The sequence below is a fragment of the Xylophilus sp. GOD-11R genome (genome assembly GCF_033546935.1).
Classification (GTDB): domain Bacteria; phylum Pseudomonadota; class Gammaproteobacteria; order Burkholderiales; family Burkholderiaceae_C; genus Xylophilus.
In genome coordinates this window covers 216,463-235,263 of sequence record NZ_CP137854.1, presented here as the reverse complement: position 1 = coordinate 235,263, position 18,801 = coordinate 216,463, and the positions used below count along the sequence as shown (strand labels likewise).

Below are 18,801 nucleotides of genomic sequence, written 5' to 3'. Positions count from 1 at the left end.
AACAACAGGAATGGGCGCCACCCCGAAGGATGGCGCCATCAATTTGGTGCCCTTGGCGGGAATCGGACCCACGACCTCTCCCTTACCAAGGGAGTGCTCTACCACTGAGCCACAAGGGCAGCGATGCTCGCCTGAACGAACTTCACTGAAATCAACACATCGCCAGATCTAACGACACCTGCAAAACGAACGATGGAGCGGGAGACGGGAATCGAACCCGCGTCATCAGCTTGGAAGGCTGGGGTTCTACCATTGAACTACTCCCGCTTGCATCCGGGCTTTTCAACCCGGTTTCGGCGATCGATTCGTTCGCACCACTCAATTCGTTTCGCTGGTGGAGGAGGCTGGATTCGAACCAGCGTAGGCGTAAGCCAACAGATTTACAGTCTGCCCCCTTTAGCCACTCGGGCACCCCTCCGGCGAGCCTCAGAGTATAGCGAGCTTTTGCGACGGTTTTCAATACCCTGGGTGGATTTTTGCGCGGAGCTGTTCCGCAGCGCACAATGCTGCACTGCAACATGATCAGGGAGTGCGTCCATGACCACAGAAAAAACCATGGCCATCGACACCTTGGAGGCACCGGCCACCACGCTGCCGGAAGGTCCTCGAACGATCAGTCTCGCGCTGCAAGGCGGCGGCTCGCACGGCGCTTTCACCTGGGGCGTTCTCGATGCCCTGCTGGAAGACCACCGGCTCGATTTTTCCGGCATCAGTGGCGCCAGTGCCGGAGCGGTCAATGCGGTGGCGGTGGCCCATGGTTTCGCCAACGGCGGCCCGACCGCCGAAGGTCGCCGTCAGTTGGCACGCGACACGCTTGCGCGCGTCTGGCGCGGCGTCGCCGGGCTCGGCAGCCTGAGTTCGATGGCGCAAGGCATCGCGCGGCTGATGACCGGCGGCTGGAACACCGACGCGGGCAATGCCTTCAACGGTGTGCTCGGCCGATGGATGTCGCCCTACCAGTCGAATCCGCTGGGTTTCAATCCGCTGCGCAAACTGCTGCAGGACGAGATCGATTTCGAATCGATCGGCCGACTGCAGCTGCCCAAGGTCTTCGTGTCCGCCACGCAGATCCGCACCGGCCGCGCCCACATCTTCAAGGGTCGACGGCTGAGCCTGGACGCGCTGATGGCGTCGGCCTGCCTGCCGCAGATGTTCCAGGCGGTGGAGATCGACGGCGAGCATTACTGGGACGGCGGCTTTTCATCGAACCCGCCGCTCGGGCCGTTGATCGATACCTGCGATAGCCGCGACATCGTGCTGGTGCAGCTCAATCCGCTGTCGCGCGAACCGATTCCGCAGAACGCACAGGACATCCAGGAACGGGTGACGGAGCTCAATTTCAATTCGAGCCTGTTGGCACAGATGCGAAGCATCGACTTCATCAACCGGCTGATCGCCCGCGGCGCGCTGGTGGAAGCCTCGGGCTACAAACGCGTGCGGCTGCATCGCATCGACGGCGGCAAGGCGATGCAGGAGCTGTCGGCCTCCAGCAAGTTGTCGGCGGATGCAGCCATGATGGATCGGCTGTTCACCGAAGGCCGGTCTGCCGCCGCGCGGTGGATGAATCGCCACTTCGATGCCCTCGGCAGCGAGAGCACCATCGACATCCGGCGCGACTACGTCGGCAGCATGGCCTGATCGCCGGGCTTGCCGTAGCGCTCGCGCCAGGCGCGGGCCTGCGAGAAGTGGCCGTTGCCGATGAAAGGCACGGGTGGCCGCAGCGCCGACAGCGGCGAGGGATGGTTGGAGGTCAGCACCAGGTGCCGCTGGCTGTCGATCAGCACGCGCTTGCCTTGCGCATGCGAACCCCAAAGCATGAACACCGCCGGATGATCGCCCTGGGCGACCTGCCGGATCACGGCATCGGTCAGCAGTTCCCAGCCCTTGCCGGCGTGGCTGGCCGGCTGAGCCTCTTCCACCGTCAGGCAGGTGTTGAGCAGCAGCACGCCGTGGCGCGCCCATTTGACGAGGCTGCCGCCGGGCACGGGAAACGCGGGCGGAGGCAGGCCCATGTCGCGCTGCAGTTCCTTGAAGATATTGCGCAGCGAGGGCGGCAGCGCCACACCCGGCGCGACCGAGAACGCCAGCCCTTCGGCCTGGCCGCGCCCGTGGTACGGGTCCTGGCCGAGGATGACCACGCGCACCTGCTCGGGAGGCGTGAGTTCCAGCGCGCGCAGCGGCTGGGGCGGAAAGACGGTGGCGCCCGCCGCGAGCCGCGTCGTCAGAAAGGCCAGCAGCTTCTGCCCGGCCGCGCCGCCGAAGAAACCGTCGACCAGCGGCTTCCAGCCGTCGGCCACCGGCCAGTCGGCCGGATCGGCGCTGGCCAGTTGATCAGCCGCCAAGGCCGCGCTCACTCGGGAAAGAAAAGATCGGCCAGCGCTTGGCCCGGCTCCTCGGCGCGCATGAAAGCCTCGCCCACCAGGAACGCATGCACACCCGCCGCGCGCATGCGTTCGACATCCGCCGTGCCCAGAATGCCGGATTCGGTGACCAGCAGGCGGTCGGCGGGCACGTCTTCCATCAGCTGCAGCGTGGTGTCGAGCGTGACCTCGAAGGTGCGCAGATTGCGGTTGTTGATGCCGAGCAGCGGCGTGCGCAGCTTGAGCGCGCGGTGCAGTTCCTCGCGATCGTGCACTTCCACCAGCACGGCCATGTCGAGGCTCACCGCGATGGCCTCGAGCTCGGCCATGCGCGCGTCGTCCAGCGCGGCGGCGATCAGCAGGATGCAGTCGGCGCCCATCGCGCGGGATTCATAGATCTGATAGGGGTCGACCATGAAGTCCTTGCGCAGCACCGGCAGGCCGACGGAGGCGCGGGCCTGCTTCAGGTAGTCGACGCTGCCCTGGAAGAACTGCTTGTCCGTCAGCACCGACAGGCAGGCCGCGCCGCCCTCGGCGTAGCTCTGCGCGATGTCGGCCGGGATGAAGTCGGCGCGGATCACGCCTTTGGACGGGCTCGCCTTCTTCACTTCGGCGATGACCGCCGGGTCGCCCTGGGCGATGCGTTGGCGCAGCGCGCCGACGAAATCGCGCGTCAGCACGCGGCTTTCGGCGTCGGCGCGCATGGCGGCCAGCGGCAGCTTCTTCTGCGCAGTGGCGATTTCCGTGTGTTTGACTTCGATGATCTTCTGCAGGATGTCGCTCATGCGCTGGCTTTCGATGCGGCGCCCAGCGCCTGCGTGGTTTCGACGAATTGCTGGAGCCTGGCGCGGGCAGCGCCGGAGTCGATGGCGGAGCGGGCACGCGCCAGCCCCGCTTCGATGGAGGGGACGACATCGGCCGCGTAGAGCGCGGCGGCCGCATTGAGCAGGACGATGTCGCGCGCCGGGCCGGCGTCGCCGTCGAGCACGCCCCGCAGCAGCGCCATCGACTCTTCGGGTGTTGCAACCTTCAAGGCGCGGCTGCCGGCCATGGCCAGACCGAAGTCTTCCGGATGGATCTCGTATTCGGTGACGACGCCGTCCTTGAGTTCACCGACCAGGGTGCCGGCACCGAGGCTGACCTCGTCCATGCCGTCCTTGCCGTACACCACCAGCGCGTGCTTCGCGCCCAGCCGCTGCAACGCGCGCACCTGGATGCCGACCAGATCGGCGTGGAACACGCCCATCAGGATGTTGGGCGCGCCGGCCGGGTTGGTAAGCGGCCCGAGGATGTTGAAGATGGTCCGCACGCCGAGTTCCTTGCGCACCGGCGCCACGTTCTTCATCGCCGGATGGTGGTTGGGCGCGAACATGAAGCCGATGCCGACCTCGGCGATGCAGCGGGCGATGGCCTCAGGCGGCAGGTTGATGTCCACGCCCAGCGCGTCGAGCACGTCGGCGCTGCCGCTTTTGCTGCTCACGCTGCGGCCGCCGTGCTTGCTGACGCGCGCGCCGGCAGCTGCCGCCACGAACATGGTGCAGGTGGAAATGTTGAAGGTGTGCGAGCCATCGCCGCCGGTGCCGACAATGTCGACCAGATGCGTGGTGTCGGCCACCTCGACCTTGGTCGAGAACTCGCGCATCACCTGCGCCGCGGCGGTGATCTCGCCAATGGTTTCCTTCTTCACGCGCAAGCCGGTGACGATGGCGGCGGTCATGGCCGGCGACATCTCTCCGCCCATGATCAGCCGCATCAGGTGCAGCATTTCGTCGTGGAAGATCTCGCGGTGCTCGATGGTGCGCTGCAGCGCTTCCTGGGGCGTGATAGGCATGTCGGTGTCCGGGCTCACTTGCCGTCGAGGAAGTTCTTGAGCATGGCGTGGCCGTGCTCGGTCAGGATGGATTCGGGGTGGAACTGCACGCCCTCGATCGGCAGGGTCTTGTGGCGCACGCCCATGATCTCGCCGTCGTCGGTCCAGGCGGTGACGTCCAGCACCTGCGGCGGCGCGCTCTTTTCGATGGCCAGCGAGTGGTAGCGGTTGACGGTGAAGCGCTCCGGCAGGTCGGAGAACACGCCCTTTCGGGTGGTGGTGATCTCGCTGGTCTTGCCGTGCATCAGCTGCTGCGCCCGCACGATGCGGCCGCCGAAGGCCGCGCCGATCGCCTGGTGGCCCAGGCACACGCCCAGGATGGGCAGGCGGCCGGCGAAGGTCTGGATCGCGGCCACCGAAATGCCTGCTTCCGCTGGCGAACAGGGTCCGGGCGATACCACCAGCCGGTCGACGCCGGCGGCGATGCGCTCGGCCACGCCGTCGACGGTGATCTCGTCGTTGCGGAACACCTCCACCTCGGCGCCCAGTTCACCGAAGTACTGGACGATGTTGAAGGTGAAGCTGTCATAGTTGTCGATCATCAAGAGTTTCATGTCGCTCACTCCAGTCCTTCCTCGACCAGCTCCGCCGCGCGCAGCAGCGCACGGGCCTTGGCTTCGGTTTCCTTCCATTCCAGCTCGGGCACCGAGTCGGCGACCACGCCGGCGGCCGCCTGCACATAGAGCACCTGGTCCTTGATGAGCCCGGTGCGGATCGCGATGGCCACGTCCATGTCGCCGCCGTAGCTGATGTAGCCGACCGCGCCGCCGTACAGGCCGCGCTTGACCGGCTCGAGCTGGTCGATGAGTTCCATCGCATGCACCTTGGGCGCGCCGCTGAGCGTGCCGGCCGGGAAGGTGGCCTTGAGCACGTTCATCGCGGTCATGCCGTCCTGCAGCACACCTTCGACGTTGCTCACGATGTGCATCACGTGGCTGTAGCGCTCCACGGCGAAGGCTTCGGTCACCTTCACCGAACCCGGCTTGGCGATGCGGCCGATGTCGTTGCGCGCCAGGTCGATCAGCATGACGTGCTCGGCGCGCTCCTTGGGGTCGTTCACCAGTTCGATCTCGGCGGCGTGGTCGGCTTCCGGCGTGGTGCCGCGCGGCCGGGTGCCGGCGAGCGGCCGGATGGTGATCTTCTGGCCCTCGTCGGTACGCTCCTGGCGCACCAGGATCTCGGGCGACGCACCGACGACGTGGAAGTCGCCGCCCTCGCCGCCCGCACCCAGGTGATAGAAGTACATGTAGGGCGAGGGATTGAGCATGCGCAGCGCCCGGTAGAGCGACAGCGGCGATTCGGTGAAGCGCTTCTCGATGCGCTGGCCGACCTGCACCTGCATGAAGTCGCCGGCGGCGATCAGCTCCTTGGCGCGCTCCACCGCCGCGATGTAGTCGGCCTTGTCGAAGCCGCGTTGCGAGGGGTGGCTCTGCGACGGCCGGATCTCCGGCGCCGCCACCGGCTGGCGCAGCCGTTCACGCAACACCTCGAGCCGCGCCTTGGCCGCGTCGAACGCGCCGGGGCGTGCGGTGTCGGCGTAGACGATGAGGTGCAGCTTGCCCGACAGGTTGTCGATGACCGCCAGTTCCTCGCATTGCAGCAGCAGGATGTCCGGGCAGCCCAGGGTGTCGGGCGGGCAGGAGTTCTCGAGCTTCTTCTCGATGTAGCGGACCGCGTCGTAACCGAAATAGCCGGCCAGGCCGCCGCAGAAACGCGGCAGGCCCGAGCGCACCGCGGCCTTGAATCGGCCTTGGTAGGCGGCGATGAAATCGAGCGGATTGCCGCGCGCGGTCTCGACCACTTCGTCGTCGGTCACCACCTCGGTGAGCGCGTCGGCGCCGAAGCCGCTGGCGCGCACCAGCGTGCGGGCCGGCAGGCCGATGATGCTGTAGCGGCCGAACCGCTCGCCGCCGACGACCGACTCCAGCAGGAAGCTGTTGCGGCCGCCGTCCTGCACGTGGGCGAGCTTGAGATAGAGCGAGAGCGGGGTCTCGAGATCCGCGAAGGCCTCGGCCACCAGCGGGATGCGGTTGTAGCCCTGCTGCGCAAGGCCCTTGAATTCGACTTCGGTGATCACCAGGAATTTCTCCAGCATGGGTCCCGGCGTATTCGCGGCGCGCTGCGGGGGCGCGGCCGTCGGCCGGGGTTCGTCTTTTGAGGGGGCGGTGGAGGAACCGCATCGCGCGCCGGGCAGTGGGCTGCCGCTGCCGGCGTCAGCCGGCTGTCACGCGCAAACGGCGACGTACGGCCGGCGCCAGGGCCAGGCTCCCCGGTCCGCGAGACCTGTACGTAATGTGCGGTGGACGAACATGGCTTCGAGTGTAGCAGTGGGGTCAGGCCGTCGGGCTCGCCAGCAGCGGCGCCAGGTCGGCGAGCGAGTCGAGGTGGAAGTCGGCCGGTACGGCGCCGATCGGCTCGCCGTGGTTGTAGCCGTAGCCGACGAGCGCGACCGAGCAGCCGGCGCCCGCGGCCGCCTGCGCGTCGTTGCGTGAATCGCCGATGGCCAGGGTGCGTTCGGGTGTGCTGCCGAGCGCGCGACAGGTTTCGCGCATCGGCAGCGGATCGGGCTTTTTCGCGGCGAAGCTGTCACCGCCGAAGACGTGGTCGAAATGCACCAAAAGGCCATTGGATTCCAGCAGGCCGCGCGCGAAGGCCAGGGGTTTGTTGGTCAGGCAGGCCAGGCGCAGCCCGGCATCGCGCAAGGCCTGCAGACCTTCGCGCACCCCGGGAAACACGTTCGAGTACTGGCCGTTGACCGTGTCGTAGTGCCTGAAATACCGCGCCAATGCATCGGCCGGATCGGCGTCCGGCAGCCCCGCGAGCGGCAAGGCGGACCGCACCAGATGTTCGGAGCCCTTGCCGACCAGCAAGGCCACCGCCGAAAGCGGCAGGCGCTGTCCGCCGAGCTCCTCGAGCGTGGCGCCAAGCGCCTGCTCGAAGTCACCGAGCGTGTCGACCATGGTGCCGTCGAGGTCGACGATGGCCGCGTCGAAGCGGCGGGCAGGGGATGCGGGAACGTTCGTGGTCATGGCCCGGATGCTAATGGGGCCTTGCCTTCCGGCCCGGACCTTCCTACAGGGCGCGGCACTGCCGTCCTACCAAGGCCTGAATGGATGCCGCCCAGCATGTTTCGGTGGGACGCGCCGCGACACGCATTTCGGCCGCCCCTTCTCAACACCAAAGGAAAGGACATCCATCATGGCTGCACGTGAAGAATCCCTGAACCGCGACCCGATCAGCGACGAGCCGGGCGCACACCCCATCGGCACCGGCATCGGCGCCGGCGGCGGTGCGATCACCGGCGCGGCGCTGGGCCTGGCCGGCGGCCCGGTCGGCGTGGCGGTCGGTACCGTCATCGGCGCGGTGGTGGGCGGCCTGGCCGGCAAGGGCGCGGCCGAAGCCGTCAACCCGACCGCTGAAGACGCCTACTGGCGCGACGCATACGTCGGCGAGCCCTACTACACCGACGGCCTGGGCTACGACGACTACGCCCCCGCCTACCGCGCCGGCTACGAAGGCTGGGGTGCTGGTGACCGCAAACGTGACTTCGACGCCTACGACGCCGAATTGCGCGACACCTGGGACAGCCGCCGTGGCGAGTCCAAGCTGTCCTGGGACGAAGCACGCCCCGCCACCCGCGCCGCCTGGGAACGCGCTCAGCGCCAGTACCCGATGGACATCTGAGCAAGGTCGACCACCATGCAGACTCCATCGACCAACGAAAAAGAAAAAGGCGAGACCCGCTCGGCGCGTGAGCATTCCGACGACGGCCAGGTGCCGCGCACGCCCAACGAGCACGACACCTCTGCCGACAGCCAGACCGGGGGCCAGTCGACCAACGGCGTCAGCCGGGCGGCGGCAAAGGACGCGGCCTCCGGCAAGCAGGACACCGACAAGGGGCCGGTCATGGACCAGGTCTACGACAAGGTGCGCCAGGGCACCCCGGACCCCGACCGAAAACGCTGACCGATGACAAGTCGATCGGCACAATGAAGGCCCCGCATGCGGGGCCTTTTTTTGTGCAGCCGAGTTGCCGACTCAGGCGGGAACCGACTCGATGTCCGGCCGATCCCAGTGCCGATGTACCAGCATCGCCGCGATCAGTTCCTGCGCCGTCTGCGGCCCCGCTTCCGATCCGCTCTCGCCCAGCACCACGCCCGGATGATTGACTAGCCCGCCCTTGCCCGTCCCGGCCGAAATGCCGAGCAGCGACAGCAGTGCAACGCCCTCCCCGATCGCGCAAACTGGCTTGCAATGCTTGTAGGCTTCCAGCACGAAATGCACCGCGTCACCCATCTTGGCCAGCGCGTCCGCACTCTCGCGCCCGCCGGCGACGATGACCGCGTCAAACATGACCGAAGGCATCGCCTTGACGGTGGCGACGACCTCCAGGCGCCGCCCACCGGATGTGGCAACCGCCCCCAGGTGCGACGCGAGCACCATGCATTCGGCCCCGGCATCGGTCAGCGCCTGCTGCACCGGCCGCAGCGACACCACGTCAACGCCGTCTGCGGCCAGGATCGCCACCTTGCGTGTGTGGATGCCACCCTTGTCCGGGCGCGGCGCCATGCTGAGCGCGGCCGATTGCTCGATCGGCAACTCGAAGCGCACATTGCGAAAACCCGCCTGGCCGGTTGCCGCCTTGGCGTCCGGCGGCTCGATGCCGAGGTTCGCCGCGACGCGCTTGGCCAGTCGTGCGTCGACATGCGCGAGGTTGTTGACCATGCGCTGGCGCACCGCCACCGTCGCAACCTTGCCCAGCTCGAAACGGAAGGCGGCCACGATGTGCTCTTTTTCCGCGGGCGTCATGCTGTTCCAGAACAGCGTCGCCTGGCTGAAATGGTCGTCGAAGCTCGGGCTGCGACGGCGCACCTTGGGTGGCTCCACCGTGTCGTCGGGCTGGCTGTGAAAACCCTGCAGGCCACCATCCACCCGAAACTCGGCGCCGGCGGCCAGCGAGTTCGGCTCGTAGGACACCTGACCACGCCCGATGGTCTGGCGATGCATGCCGTCGCGCTGGAAGTTGTGCACCGGACAGACGCCGCGGTTGATCGGAATCTCGTGGAAGTTGGGCCCGCCCAGGCGCGACAGCTGGGTGTCGGTGTACGAGAACAGCCGCCCCTGCAGCAGCGGGTCGCTGGTGAAGTCGATACCCGGCACGAGGTGACCCGGGTGAAAGGCCACCTGCTCGGTTTCGGCGAAGTAGTTGTCCGGATTGCGGTCGAGCACGAGCTTGCCGACCGGGATCACCGGCACCATCTCTTCGGGAATCAGCTTGGTGGCGTCGAGCACGTCGAAGCCCAGCGACGATGCCTTGTCCTGAGACATGATCTGCAGGCCCAGCTCCCATTCCGGGAAGTGGCCCTTCTCGATCGACTCCCAGAGGTCGCGACGGTGGAAGTCCGGATCCTTGCCGGAGATCTTCTGCGCCTCGTCCCAGGCCAGACCGTGCACGCCGAGCTTGGGTTTCCAGTGGAACTTGACGAAGTGCGATTCGCCGCGTCCGTTGACCATGCGGAAGGTGTGTACGCCAAAGCCTTCCATCATGCGGTAGCTGCGCGGCAGGGCACGATCGCTCATCGCCCACATCAGCATGTGGGTGGTTTCGGGCATGAGCGAGGCGAAATCCCAGAAGGTGTCGTGCGCGCTGGCGGCTTGCGGGATCTCGTTGTGCGGCTCGGGCTTGACCGCGTGGATCAGGTCCGGAAATTTGATCGCGTCCTGGATGAAAAACACCGGCATGTTGTTGCCGACCAGGTCGTAGTTACCTTCCTGGGTATAGAACTTCACCGCGAAGCCGCGCACGTCGCGCGCGGTGTCGGCCGAGCCGCGCGAGCCGGCGACGGTGGAGAAACGCACGAACACCGGCGTACGTGCCTCGGTGTCGTTCAGGAACTGGGCGGTCGTGTATTCCGACAGCGCCTTGTAGACCTGAAAATGCCCGTGCGCCGCCGCGCCGCGCGCATGCACCACGCGTTCTGGAATGCGTTCGTGGTCGAAGTGGGTGATCTTCTCGCGGAGGATGAAATCCTCTAGCAAGGTCGGGCCGCGCAGGCCGGCTTTCAATGAGTTATGGTTGTCGGGAATCTGCAGGCCCTGGTTGGTGGTGAGCAGCTGGGCCGGCTCGTCCACGTAGGCCTGTAATTGCTGGACCTTGTCGGCAGCGCTCGCCACCGTCTTGGTCTTGCCGCGCGCGCTGTTCCTGGATTGCACCATGGTGTCTCGATTCCTTGGATGCGGCGCCGCATCGGGCGCCGCCTTCATGCGGGTGAGAGCCCGTGCGCGCGGACTTCGAGGGCCGCGCGCACGGGCCGCTCGATGTCAGTAGTCGAAGCAGTTCTCGAGAGCGTTGACGAAGGCGGTCAGGGCAATGACGCCCATCAAGCCCGCGACACTCCACAAAACCCAATCCATGGCTGGTTCCCCCGTATGCCGATCCGCTTCGTTACCGTCTTTTTTTGGCTGACCGTCAGACGCATCGAATGCATTCCGGCCAGCCGAAAAGAGGTTAACGACGGGTACAGCAGCACCCCGTAGCCTGAAACATCCGGGGGCTGTGGGGAATCGGGGGCGGGACCTGTCAGCGAGGTCCCACAGTCGCGCGCGCCGGCGTCGGCGCGGCTTTTCGCGGGTCTGGACTCAGGACCGGAGCGCGGCGCGCATCGAGTCGATCACCGCCTTGTAGTCGGGTTTGCCGAAGATCGCGCTGCCCGCCACGAAGGTGTCGGCGCCGGCGCCGGCGACACGGGCGATGTTGTCGGGCTTGATGCCGCCGTCGACTTCCAGGCGGATGTCCTTGCCACTGGCCTCGATGCGTTTGCGCACCGCTTCGATCTTGCGCAGCGCCGAGTCGATGAAGCTCTGGCCGCCGAAGCCCGGGTTGACGCTCATGATCAGGATCAGGTCGAGTTCCTCGATCGTCCAGTCGAGCACGTCGAGCGGCGTCGCGGGGTTGAACACCAGCCCGGCCTTCACGCCACGCGAGCGGATGGCCTGCACGCTGCGGTGCACGTGCTCGCTGGCCTCCGGGTGGAAGCTGATCAGGTCGGCACCGGCGTCGGCGAAAGCGGCCGCCAGCGCCTCCACCGGCTTGACCATCAAGTGCACGTCGATCGGCACCGGCACGCCGGCGGGCGTCTTGGCGTGCGGCTTGAGCGCCTGGCAGACCATCGGACCGAAGGTGAGGTTGGGCACGTAATGGTTGTCCATCACGTCGAAATGGATCCAGTCGGCGCCGGCGGCGACGACGTTGGAGACTTCCTCGCCCAGCCGGGCGAAGTCGGCGGACAGGATGGAGGGGGCGATGCGGTAGGGTCGGTCGGCGCTCATGGGTCGCGATTCTCGCAGGAGTCTCGCCGCACGTATCGGCCGGCGCAGGCGGCTGACTTCCGGAAGCACCGGCGCGCAAAAGCTCGGACTAATATCGCCGGATGCCGAACTACCAGTTCACCGTGGCCGTCGCGCCGCAGTATCTCCCCGACCGCTCCGCGCCCGAAGACCAGCTCTACGGGTTCGCCTACACCATCACCATCACCAACACCGGGGACATACCGGCGCAGCTCATCGCGCGCCACTGGATCATTCGCGACACCCAGGGCCGCTCCGAAGAGGTCAAGGGCCTCGGCGTGGTCGGCCAGCAGCCGCTGCTGCAGCCGGGCGAATCGTTCCGCTATACCAGCGGCTGCCAGCTGCGCGCCTCCAGCGGCACCATGCACGGCACGTATTTCTGCGTGGCCGAGGACGCCCATCGCTTCGAGGTGCCGATTCCGCTCTTCGTGCTCGAAGCCGACGCCCCCGCCGGCACCGACGGCCCCCGGGTGCTGCACTGATTCGACTATCGATGTCCAAGCGTGATCTTCAAAGCCTGCTCGACACCATCGATCCGCAGGCGCCCCTGGCCGACCGCCATCTCTGGCTGATCGGTCTTTTCGAATGGATTCGCGGCAAGAGCAGCAATCCTCAAGCCGCTGTCAGCCGGGTGCAGTTGCTGCTCGACGCCCTGGCCACCCAGCCGAGTGCACGGCTTCGGCTGGCGCTCTGGTGGCATGAACTGGTGGAATCGGTCGACGCCACTCCGCTGCTGGCCGATTTCGGCTTTGCTCCGCGCACCGCCTTCTTCAGCGAATTCGCCGACCGCATGCGCCGCAAGCTGCTGCCGGCAAGCCCCGAGACGGTCGATTCCGCCGAGCTGTTTCCGCTGGCGCTGCCGGAGGCTTTCGACGCGCAGTGGATCGCCGCGCTCGACCAGCACCAGCTCGCCCGCATCGCCGACCTGCTGTCGCCGCCCGATCTGGCGCGCCTCGACGGCGGCACGGCGGTGCCGGTCGTCGTGGCCTCGCCCTGGCAGCACACGCTGCTCGACGCCATCACCTACTGCGCCGGCCAGGTCGTCGCGACGGGCTTCTCGCCCGAACTGCGGCTGCGCATGGGCGACGCCGCGCGGCTGGCGCGGCCGTTCCAGGGCGTGATGATGGATGTCGAATGGCTGCGCATGGAGGTACTGCGCCGCCCCCGTGACGGCGAGGCCCTGGCCGCCGCGGTGCACCAGTTGCGCGAACGGCTCGACGCCTGCCGGCAAGCGGCCAACAGTGTCTACGCCCACCTCGAAGAAAACGGAATTTCGGTCGGGCTGGTGTTCCGCCTGCGGCAGTTGCGCGCACGGCTTCTGCGCATTCGCGAACTGCTCGATTGCGTGTTGTCAGAGAGCCCGCCGCAGGCCGCCGCGCGCCTGCTGGCGCGGCTGGTGCTGGTCGGGCAGGAGCGGCGCAGCGTGCGCGCGCTGGTCGCGGCCAACTCCTCGTTGCTGGCCGCCAAGGTGGCCGAACGCAGTGCCGAGACCGGCGAGCACTACATCACCCGCGACGCCGATTCCTACCGCCGCATGCTGCGTCAGGCCGCCGGCGGCGGTGTGCTGACCGCCGGCACCGTCATCGGCAAGTTTTGCCTCGTGCTGCTCGGGCTGTCGGCGTTCTGGGGCGGGGTATGGTCGAGCGTGCTGTATGCCGGCAGCTTCGTGCTGATCCAGTTGCTGCACTGCACCCTGGCCACCAAGCAGCCGGCGATGACCGCGCCGGCCATGGCGGCGCGTTTGCGGCAGATCGAGAACCAGGCCGGTGTCGAGCGCTTCGTCGATGAGGTCACGCACCTGGTGCGGTCGCAGGTGGCGGCGGTGCTGGGCAACGTGCTGACGGTTTTTCCGGTGATGCTGGTGCTGGCCTGGTCGATCCAGGCGGTGAGCGGACAGCCGCTGGTGCGGCCCGCCGAGGCCGCGCACACGCTGGCCTCGCTCAACGTGTTGGGGCCGACCATGTTCTTCGCCGCCTTCACCGGCGTGCTGCTGTTCGCCGCCAGCATCATCGCCGGATGGGCCGAGAACTGGTTCGTGCTGCACCACCTGGAATCGGCGATGCGCTTCAACCCGGCCATCATCCGGGTGCTGGGCCAGGCGCGCGCGGCGCGTTGGGCGCACTTCATGCGCGAGCACATCTCGGGCTTCGCCTCCAACATCTCGCTGGGCGTGATGCTGGGCATGGTGCCGCCGCTGCTGGCATTCGTCGGAGTTGGACTGGAAGCTCGCCACGTGACCCTGTCCACCGGCCAGATCGCCGGCGCGGCCGTCACCTACGGACTGGCCAGCGTGCACATGCCGGCGTTCTGGATGTGCATCGCCGCGATTCCGCTGATCGGCGCCCTCAACCTGACGGTGAGCTTCGCCCTCGCCTTCCAGCTGGCCCTGCGCGCGCAGAACGTGGGCAGCCCGGCGCGGGCACGGATCCGGGGCGCGATCTGGCGTCGGCTGCTGCGTCGGCCGCTCACCTTCTTCCTGCCGCTGGGGCGTGACAAGAGCAGTGCCGCACCGGTGCCGGCCGCCACGGAAACCCTGCCGCCGGCAGCACCGTCCGTGCCAGAGGCGGCCACCACGGAACCGCCCCCGGCCACCGAGCCCGCGCCGCCCCGCAAGACCGCGCCCGCCGAGCGCATCGACCCGCACTGATCCGGCACGACTTCAACCCCGGTCGCGGGCGCGTTTGCGCCGGTACATCGACGCATCGGCCGCCCGCAGCAGGCCCGACGCGTCGTCGGCCTCGTCGGGGAACACCGCCAGGCCGATGCTGAGCGAGGCCGCCACCATCCCGCCGCCGGCCAGCGCCACCGGCTCGGCCATGCCGGCCTCGATGGCCGAGGCGATGCGCACCGCGTCCTGCGCCCCGGTCAGCCGACGCAGCAGCACCGCGAACTCGTCGCCACCCAGCCGCGCCACCACGTCGCCGTCGCGCACCTGGCGGCGGATGCGGCCGGCGATCGCCACCAGCACCTGGTCGCCGGCCGCATGGCCCAGGCCGTCGTTGATCTGCTTGAAGCGGTCGGCGTCCAGGAACAGCACCGCCAGCCGCGCGCCGTCGGCGCCGGCCGCGGCAATCGCTTCGGCCAGCGCCTGCTCGAACACCGCGCGGTTGTGCAGGCCGGTCAGCGCGTCGGTGGTGGCGCGGTGCGCCAGATGGGCGTTTTCGCGCTGCAGGCCCTGGTGGCGCGATTGCAGCTCGGCCAGCAGCGCGTTCACGTCTTGCCCGAGCGCGTGGAATTCGGCGATGCGCGCCGGCGGCACCCGGCGGTCGAGGCTGCGCTCCACGCGGCCTGCGCGCGCCACCGCCGCGATCTCCCGCAGCGGCGCCAGGATGTTGCGCAGCACGCGGCGGATGGCCGAGGCCGACGCCAGCGCGCTCAGCAGCATCGACGCCGCCACCGCGACCAGGCCGCCGCCCACGAAAGCCAGCAGCCCGCCGCCGGCGCCACGCAGCACCACCCGGCCGATGGTCTCGCTGCCGTGTCGCACCGGCACATCGACCTGCGGCGGCAGGAGCAGGCGCGCCAGCCATGGCCGCAGTGCCGGCCAGCGCTCGCCGGCATCGCGGCTCCAGCGCACCAGCTCGCGGCCGCGCTGGTCGTACACCCAGGCTTGCGCCACGTCTTCGGCGCCGGCGATCATCTCCAGCGCCTCGGCGGCAGCGAGCTCGTCCTCGAACACCACCGCCGCCTCGAGCGAATAGCCGACCGAGCGCGCCACCAGCTGCAGCTCGGCCGCCGCCTGGCCGCGCAGCATCAAGCCGCCGAGCAGCGTCATCAGGCAACCGGCCAGCAGCACCGAGCGCAGCACCATGCCGAGCATGGCGCTGCGCAGCACGCTCTGCAGCGGCGGGCGCGGCGGCTCGACGGTGGCGGCGGCGAGTTCGGGCATCACCGCCGGGCCTCGCGTCGCCGGCCGAGCTGCAGCAGCGCCGGATGCACCCGCACGCCGCTGCGCGCCAGCGCCTCGGGGTCGACCCGAAAATCGACGCGCGCCAATTGGATGTCGAGGCAGAACACGCTGCCCTGCCCGCAACGCTCCAGGCGCTCGCCGATGGTCAGCTCCGGCCGTCCGGCGATGCGGCGCGACACCTGGCGCAGGTCGGCGTCCGGCAGCTCGCCGATGTAGAGCGCGTCGCAGTCGGAGGCCGCATCGACCGGTGCACGTTGCCGCACCGACACCCGACGGCCGCCCGAGCGCGCCGGATCGCGGGTTTCCAGCAGCACGGCGGCAAAGCGGGTGACGCCGATCACGCACAGCCGCACCTGCGGCGGGTCGCCCGGCCAGCGCGCGAAACTGACGATGCCGAAGGTGGTGCGCGCCACCGCGTGGGCAGTGGAGACGTCGACCGGCGCTGTTGTTGCGGGCTGGGCGACGCAGAACGCCGGCCAGATCGACCCGGCGAGCCAGAACACCACGCACGACGCCGCCAGCCGCCCCGGCCGGGGCCTGCTCCAGGAAATCGCGGCGATCCGTCGCTGCATCGAAAAAGCGAGCCTTTCGTCGATAGAAACCCCAAGCCCCCGTACCGCCCTGCGACAGGCGGCTCGCGTTAAAGTGCGGCGCCGCTCATCGTCGCCTTCGCAGCCCCGTTCTTTTCTCCTGTCCGTGGACCTTCCACGCGTGCCTTGCAACGTCTCGGCGCGTGTCGCACCGGGCGCCCGCTATCGGTTGTCGCCCGTCGTCTCCGTCTCCCTGCCTGCATGAACGACCTCGTCACCGTCTGGATCGATTGGCTGCGGCCTTCCACCGGCCTCGCCACCGTGCAATGGGCGCTGCTGCTGGCCGCGGCCTCGGGCCTCGGCTACCTGCTGCACCGCTTCACCGGCCTGCCCAAGGTGGTCGGCTACGCGCTCGCGGGCAGTTTCGCCGGCTTCGCGGGCTTTGGCGCGGCGGCGGCATGGCCCCTTCGGGGCAACGGACTGTTCCTGCTGGAGCTCGGCATCGCGGTGGTGCTGTTCGAGGCTGGCGGCCGGGTGCCGTTGCGCTGGTTCCGCCACAACCCCATGGTGCTGGTGCAGAGCGTGGCCGAATCGGCGCTCACCTTCATCGCGGTCGCCGCGGCGCTGCACTGGATCGGCGTGCGCCACGAGGTCTACGGCCCGCTGGCGATGGTGGCGGTGGCCGCCTCGCCCGCCGTGCTGGCCCGGGTCGCGGCCGACGCCGGCGCCAGCGGCCCGGTGACCGACCGCGCGATGGTGCTGGCCACGCTCAGCACGCTTTACGCCCTGGCCATCGGCACCGCCCAGGCCGAGCTGCTGGCGCGGCAGGAAATGCGCATGCTGGCCACGGTCGGCCCGGCGGCGATGGTGCTGGGGCTGTCGGTCGTGGTGGGCGCCGCGCTGGCGCTGGCCCTGCGCCTGGCGCTGAAGGTGATGAGCCCGGCCAGCGAGAACACCTCGATCCTGCTGCTGGCGCTGATCGCCGCTGCCGCCGGCATCGCCTCGCACCTGGGCGGATCGGCACCGCTGGCCGCGCTGCTGGGCGGCATGCTGCTCAAGCAGTTCGCGCCGCGCCCCTGGTCGTGGCCGCGCCAGCTCGGCACGGCGGCGGCGCTGCTCACCATGCTGATGTTCGTGCTGGTCTCGGTGGTCACCGCCCAGGCCGACTGGAGCTGGTCGGTCGCGCTGCTGGTGGTGGTGATCGTGGGCGCCCGGGCCGCCGCCAAGGTCGGCGGGCTGATGCTCGGCAAGATCGGCAGCGGCCTGGGCTGGCGACAGGCCTGGTGGGTCGGCTGCGCGCTGTCGCCGATGTCCTCGGTGGCGTTGCTGGTCGCCTCGCAGTACGCCCAGGTGCCCGGCCCCATCGCACGCCAGATGAGCGGCATCGCGCTGCCGGTGATCCTGGCGATGGAGCTGCTCGGCGCAGTGGTGGTCACCGTCGCCCTGCACCGGGCACGCGAGGCATCGCGACCCTGGCTGCCCAACCGCGACGGCCGCGGGCTCGCGGCGCCGGAGCCCGCCGTGCCCGCCGCCGATGCCGGGGACAGCCATGGCGCTTGAGGCCTTCCAGCCATCGCGAGCGCTGTCGCTGGGCGTGGAGCTGGAGCTCCAGCTGGTCAACACCCACGACTACGACCTCGCCCCCTATGCCGAGAACATGCTGCGCCTGATGAAGTCGCAGTCGCTGCCCGGCGCGGTGGTGCCGGAGATGACCTCCAGCATGATCGAGATCTCCACCGGCATCTGCGGCGACGCCGGCCAGGTGCTGGCCGAGCTGTCCACCATCCGCGACTCGCTGGTGCGCAGCGCCGACAAGCTCAACATCGCGGTGGCCGGCGGCGGCACGCATCCGTTTCAGGTCTGGCACGAGCAACGCATCTATGACCGGCCGCGATTCCGCGAGCTGTCGGCGCTGTACGGCTACCTCACCAAGCAGTTCACCATCTTCGGCCAGCATGTGCACCTCGGCTGCCCGGACGCCGACGCCGCGCTGCTCATGCTGCACCGCATGTCGCGCTATATCCCGCACTTCATCGCGCTGTCGGCCTCCAGCCCCTTCGTGCAGGGCCAGGACACCCAGTTCGACTCGGCACGGCTGAACTCGGTGGCCGCCTTTCCGCTGGCCGGCCGCGCGCCCTTCCACCTGGACTGGTCGGCGTTCGAGGCCTACTTCGCCAAGATGGCGCGCACCGGCGTGGTCAGCGACATGAAGGACTTCTACTGGGACATCCGGCCCAAACCTGCCTTCGGCACCATCGAGATCCGCGTCTTCGACACACCGCTCACCGTCGAACGCGCCGCCGCGCTCGCCGGCTACGTGCAGGCGCTCGGCGCCTGGTTCCTCGCCGAGCAGCCCTTCATGCCGGACGAAGACGACTACCTCGTCTACAGCACCAACCGCTTCCACGCCTGCCGCTTCGGGCTGGAGGGCAACTATGTCGACCCCGGCAGCGGCGACCACCTGCCGCTGCGCGACCACATTCTGCTAACCCTGCACCGCATCGAGCGCCATGCCCAGGGCGCTGGCGGCGCGGCGGCGCTCGCCCTGCTGCGCGAAGGCGTGGAAGCCGGCGTCAACGATGCCCACTGGCTGCGCGCCCGGCAGCGTCGCGAACGCCTGCTCGCCGAGACCACGCGGCAGGCGACGCTGCTGTTTCGCGGCGACGGCCGGCGCGCCTGACGAAGCCTCCGCAGGAAAACCCGCTCTCACCCGCGCCGCGCTCCTTCGCAAACTGTCACGCACGGCCGCCCGCATCCGCAGGAGCGGCCGGGGAGGAGACCGCG

17 protein-coding genes and 3 tRNA genes are annotated in these 18,801 nt (G+C 68.7%); 7 read left to right on the top strand and 13 right to left on the bottom strand.

Annotated elements, in window-relative coordinates; genetic code table 11:
• Positions 1 to 44: 44 nt before the first annotated feature.
• The 3 genes from R9X41_RS01115 to R9X41_RS01105 all read right to left on the bottom strand — a co-directional run bounded on the left by R9X41_RS01115 (position 45) and on the right by R9X41_RS01105 (position 418).
• A tRNA-Thr gene (locus tag R9X41_RS01115) sits at positions 45 to 119 on the bottom strand.
• A gap of 74 nt (positions 120 to 193) precedes the next feature.
• Positions 194 to 267 (bottom strand) — tRNA-Gly (locus R9X41_RS01110).
• Between the two features lie 65 nt (positions 268 to 332).
• Positions 333 to 418: transfer RNA gene (locus tag R9X41_RS01105), tRNA-Tyr, on the bottom strand.
• A gap of 119 nt (positions 419 to 537) precedes the next feature.
• Here R9X41_RS01105 and R9X41_RS01100 point away from each other — a divergent pair.
• Entirely contained in the window at positions 538 to 1,638 is a 1,101-nt protein-coding gene (locus R9X41_RS01100; protein WP_318633067.1) for a patatin-like phospholipase family protein, read from the top strand.
• Here R9X41_RS01100 and R9X41_RS01095 read toward each other — a convergent pair.
• From R9X41_RS01095 to gph, 6 genes are all read right to left on the bottom strand, one after another.
• A complete protein-coding gene (locus tag R9X41_RS01095) occupies positions 1,617 to 2,342 on the bottom strand; it encodes a uracil-DNA glycosylase (RefSeq protein WP_318633066.1) in 726 nt (241 codons plus the stop codon). The two genes, R9X41_RS01100 and R9X41_RS01095, sit on opposite strands and share 22 nt — an antisense overlap.
• Positions 2,343 to 2,350: 8 nt before the next feature.
• Positions 2,351 to 3,145: an indole-3-glycerol phosphate synthase TrpC gene (gene trpC / locus R9X41_RS01090; protein WP_318633065.1), complete on the bottom strand. Its 795-nt coding sequence runs from the start codon at positions 3,143 to 3,145 to the stop codon at positions 2,351 to 2,353.
• A complete protein-coding gene (gene trpD / locus R9X41_RS01085; RefSeq protein ID WP_318633064.1) occupies positions 3,142 to 4,191 on the bottom strand; it encodes an anthranilate phosphoribosyltransferase in 1,050 nt (349 codons plus the stop codon). Before trpD ends, trpC begins: the two co-directional genes overlap by 4 nt.
• A gap of 14 nt (positions 4,192 to 4,205) precedes the next feature.
• Positions 4,206 to 4,784 carry an aminodeoxychorismate/anthranilate synthase component II gene (locus R9X41_RS01080; RefSeq protein WP_318633063.1) on the bottom strand — a complete coding sequence of 193 codons (579 nt, stop codon included), beginning with the start codon at positions 4,782 to 4,784 and terminating at the stop codon, positions 4,206 to 4,208.
• A 5-nt stretch (positions 4,785 to 4,789) separates the two neighbouring features.
• A complete protein-coding gene (trpE, locus tag R9X41_RS01075; protein WP_318635119.1) occupies positions 4,790 to 6,307 on the bottom strand; it encodes an anthranilate synthase component I in 1,518 nt (505 codons plus the stop codon).
• Positions 6,308 to 6,563: 256 nt separating this feature from the next.
• Positions 6,564 to 7,259 carry a phosphoglycolate phosphatase gene (gene gph, locus R9X41_RS01070; protein WP_318633062.1) on the bottom strand — a complete coding sequence of 232 codons (696 nt, stop codon included), beginning with the start codon at positions 7,257 to 7,259 and terminating at the stop codon, positions 6,564 to 6,566.
• A gap of 169 nt (positions 7,260 to 7,428) precedes the next feature.
• On the opposite strand from gph, the gene R9X41_RS01065 reads away from it, so the two are divergent.
• Together R9X41_RS01065 and R9X41_RS01060 are read left to right on the top strand one after the other, a co-directional pair.
• Complete coding sequence (locus tag R9X41_RS01065; RefSeq protein WP_318633061.1) at positions 7,429 to 7,914, top strand: hypothetical protein; 486 nt, start codon at positions 7,429 to 7,431, stop codon at positions 7,912 to 7,914.
• A 15-nt stretch (positions 7,915 to 7,929) separates the two neighbouring features.
• Positions 7,930 to 8,196, top strand: a complete 267-nt coding sequence (locus R9X41_RS01060; RefSeq protein ID WP_318633060.1) for a hypothetical protein — start codon at positions 7,930 to 7,932, stop codon at positions 8,194 to 8,196.
• Positions 8,197 to 8,268: 72 nt separating this feature from the next.
• Here the strand turns inward: R9X41_RS01060 and R9X41_RS01055 are convergent, their stop codons facing one another.
• Positions 8,269 to 10,446, bottom strand: a complete 2,178-nt coding sequence (locus R9X41_RS01055; RefSeq protein ID WP_318633059.1) for a catalase — start codon at positions 10,444 to 10,446, stop codon at positions 8,269 to 8,271.
• Between the two features lie 423 nt (positions 10,447 to 10,869).
• Positions 10,870 to 11,559, bottom strand: coding sequence for a ribulose-phosphate 3-epimerase (rpe, locus tag R9X41_RS01050; protein WP_318633058.1), 690 nt, complete (start codon positions 11,557 to 11,559; stop codon positions 10,870 to 10,872).
• 101 nt (positions 11,560 to 11,660) lie between these two features.
• Between rpe and apaG the strand changes: the two genes are divergently transcribed.
• A complete protein-coding gene (gene apaG, locus R9X41_RS01045) occupies positions 11,661 to 12,059 on the top strand; it encodes a Co2+/Mg2+ efflux facilitator ApaG/CorD (protein ID WP_318633057.1) in 399 nt (132 codons plus the stop codon).
• Between the two features lie 11 nt (positions 12,060 to 12,070).
• The gene (locus R9X41_RS01040) at positions 12,071 to 14,224 is read left to right on the top strand and encodes a transporter-like protein TlpB (RefSeq protein WP_318633056.1); all 2,154 of its coding nucleotides are present in this window, start codon (positions 12,071 to 12,073) and stop codon (positions 14,222 to 14,224) included.
• A gap of 12 nt (positions 14,225 to 14,236) precedes the next feature.
• Here R9X41_RS01040 and R9X41_RS01035 read toward each other — a convergent pair whose 3' ends face one another.
• Positions 14,237 to 15,466, bottom strand: coding sequence for a diguanylate cyclase DgcN/YfiN (locus R9X41_RS01035; protein ID WP_318633055.1), 1,230 nt, complete (start codon positions 15,464 to 15,466; stop codon positions 14,237 to 14,239).
• Positions 15,466 to 16,059, bottom strand: coding sequence for a regulatory sequestration protein YfiR (locus R9X41_RS01030; protein WP_318633054.1), 594 nt, complete (start codon positions 16,057 to 16,059; stop codon positions 15,466 to 15,468). Before R9X41_RS01030 ends, R9X41_RS01035 begins: the two co-directional genes overlap by 1 nt.
• Before the next feature lie 219 nt (positions 16,060 to 16,278).
• Here R9X41_RS01030 and R9X41_RS01025 point away from each other — a divergent pair, with 219 nt between their 5' ends.
• Entirely contained in the window at positions 16,279 to 17,577 is a 1,299-nt protein-coding gene (locus R9X41_RS01025) for a cation:proton antiporter domain-containing protein (RefSeq protein WP_318633053.1), read from the top strand.
• Entirely contained in the window at positions 17,567 to 18,697 is a 1,131-nt protein-coding gene (locus R9X41_RS01020; protein WP_318633052.1) for a YbdK family carboxylate-amine ligase, read from the top strand. Before R9X41_RS01025 ends, R9X41_RS01020 begins: the two co-directional genes overlap by 11 nt.
• Positions 18,698 to 18,801: the final 104 nt, after the last annotated feature.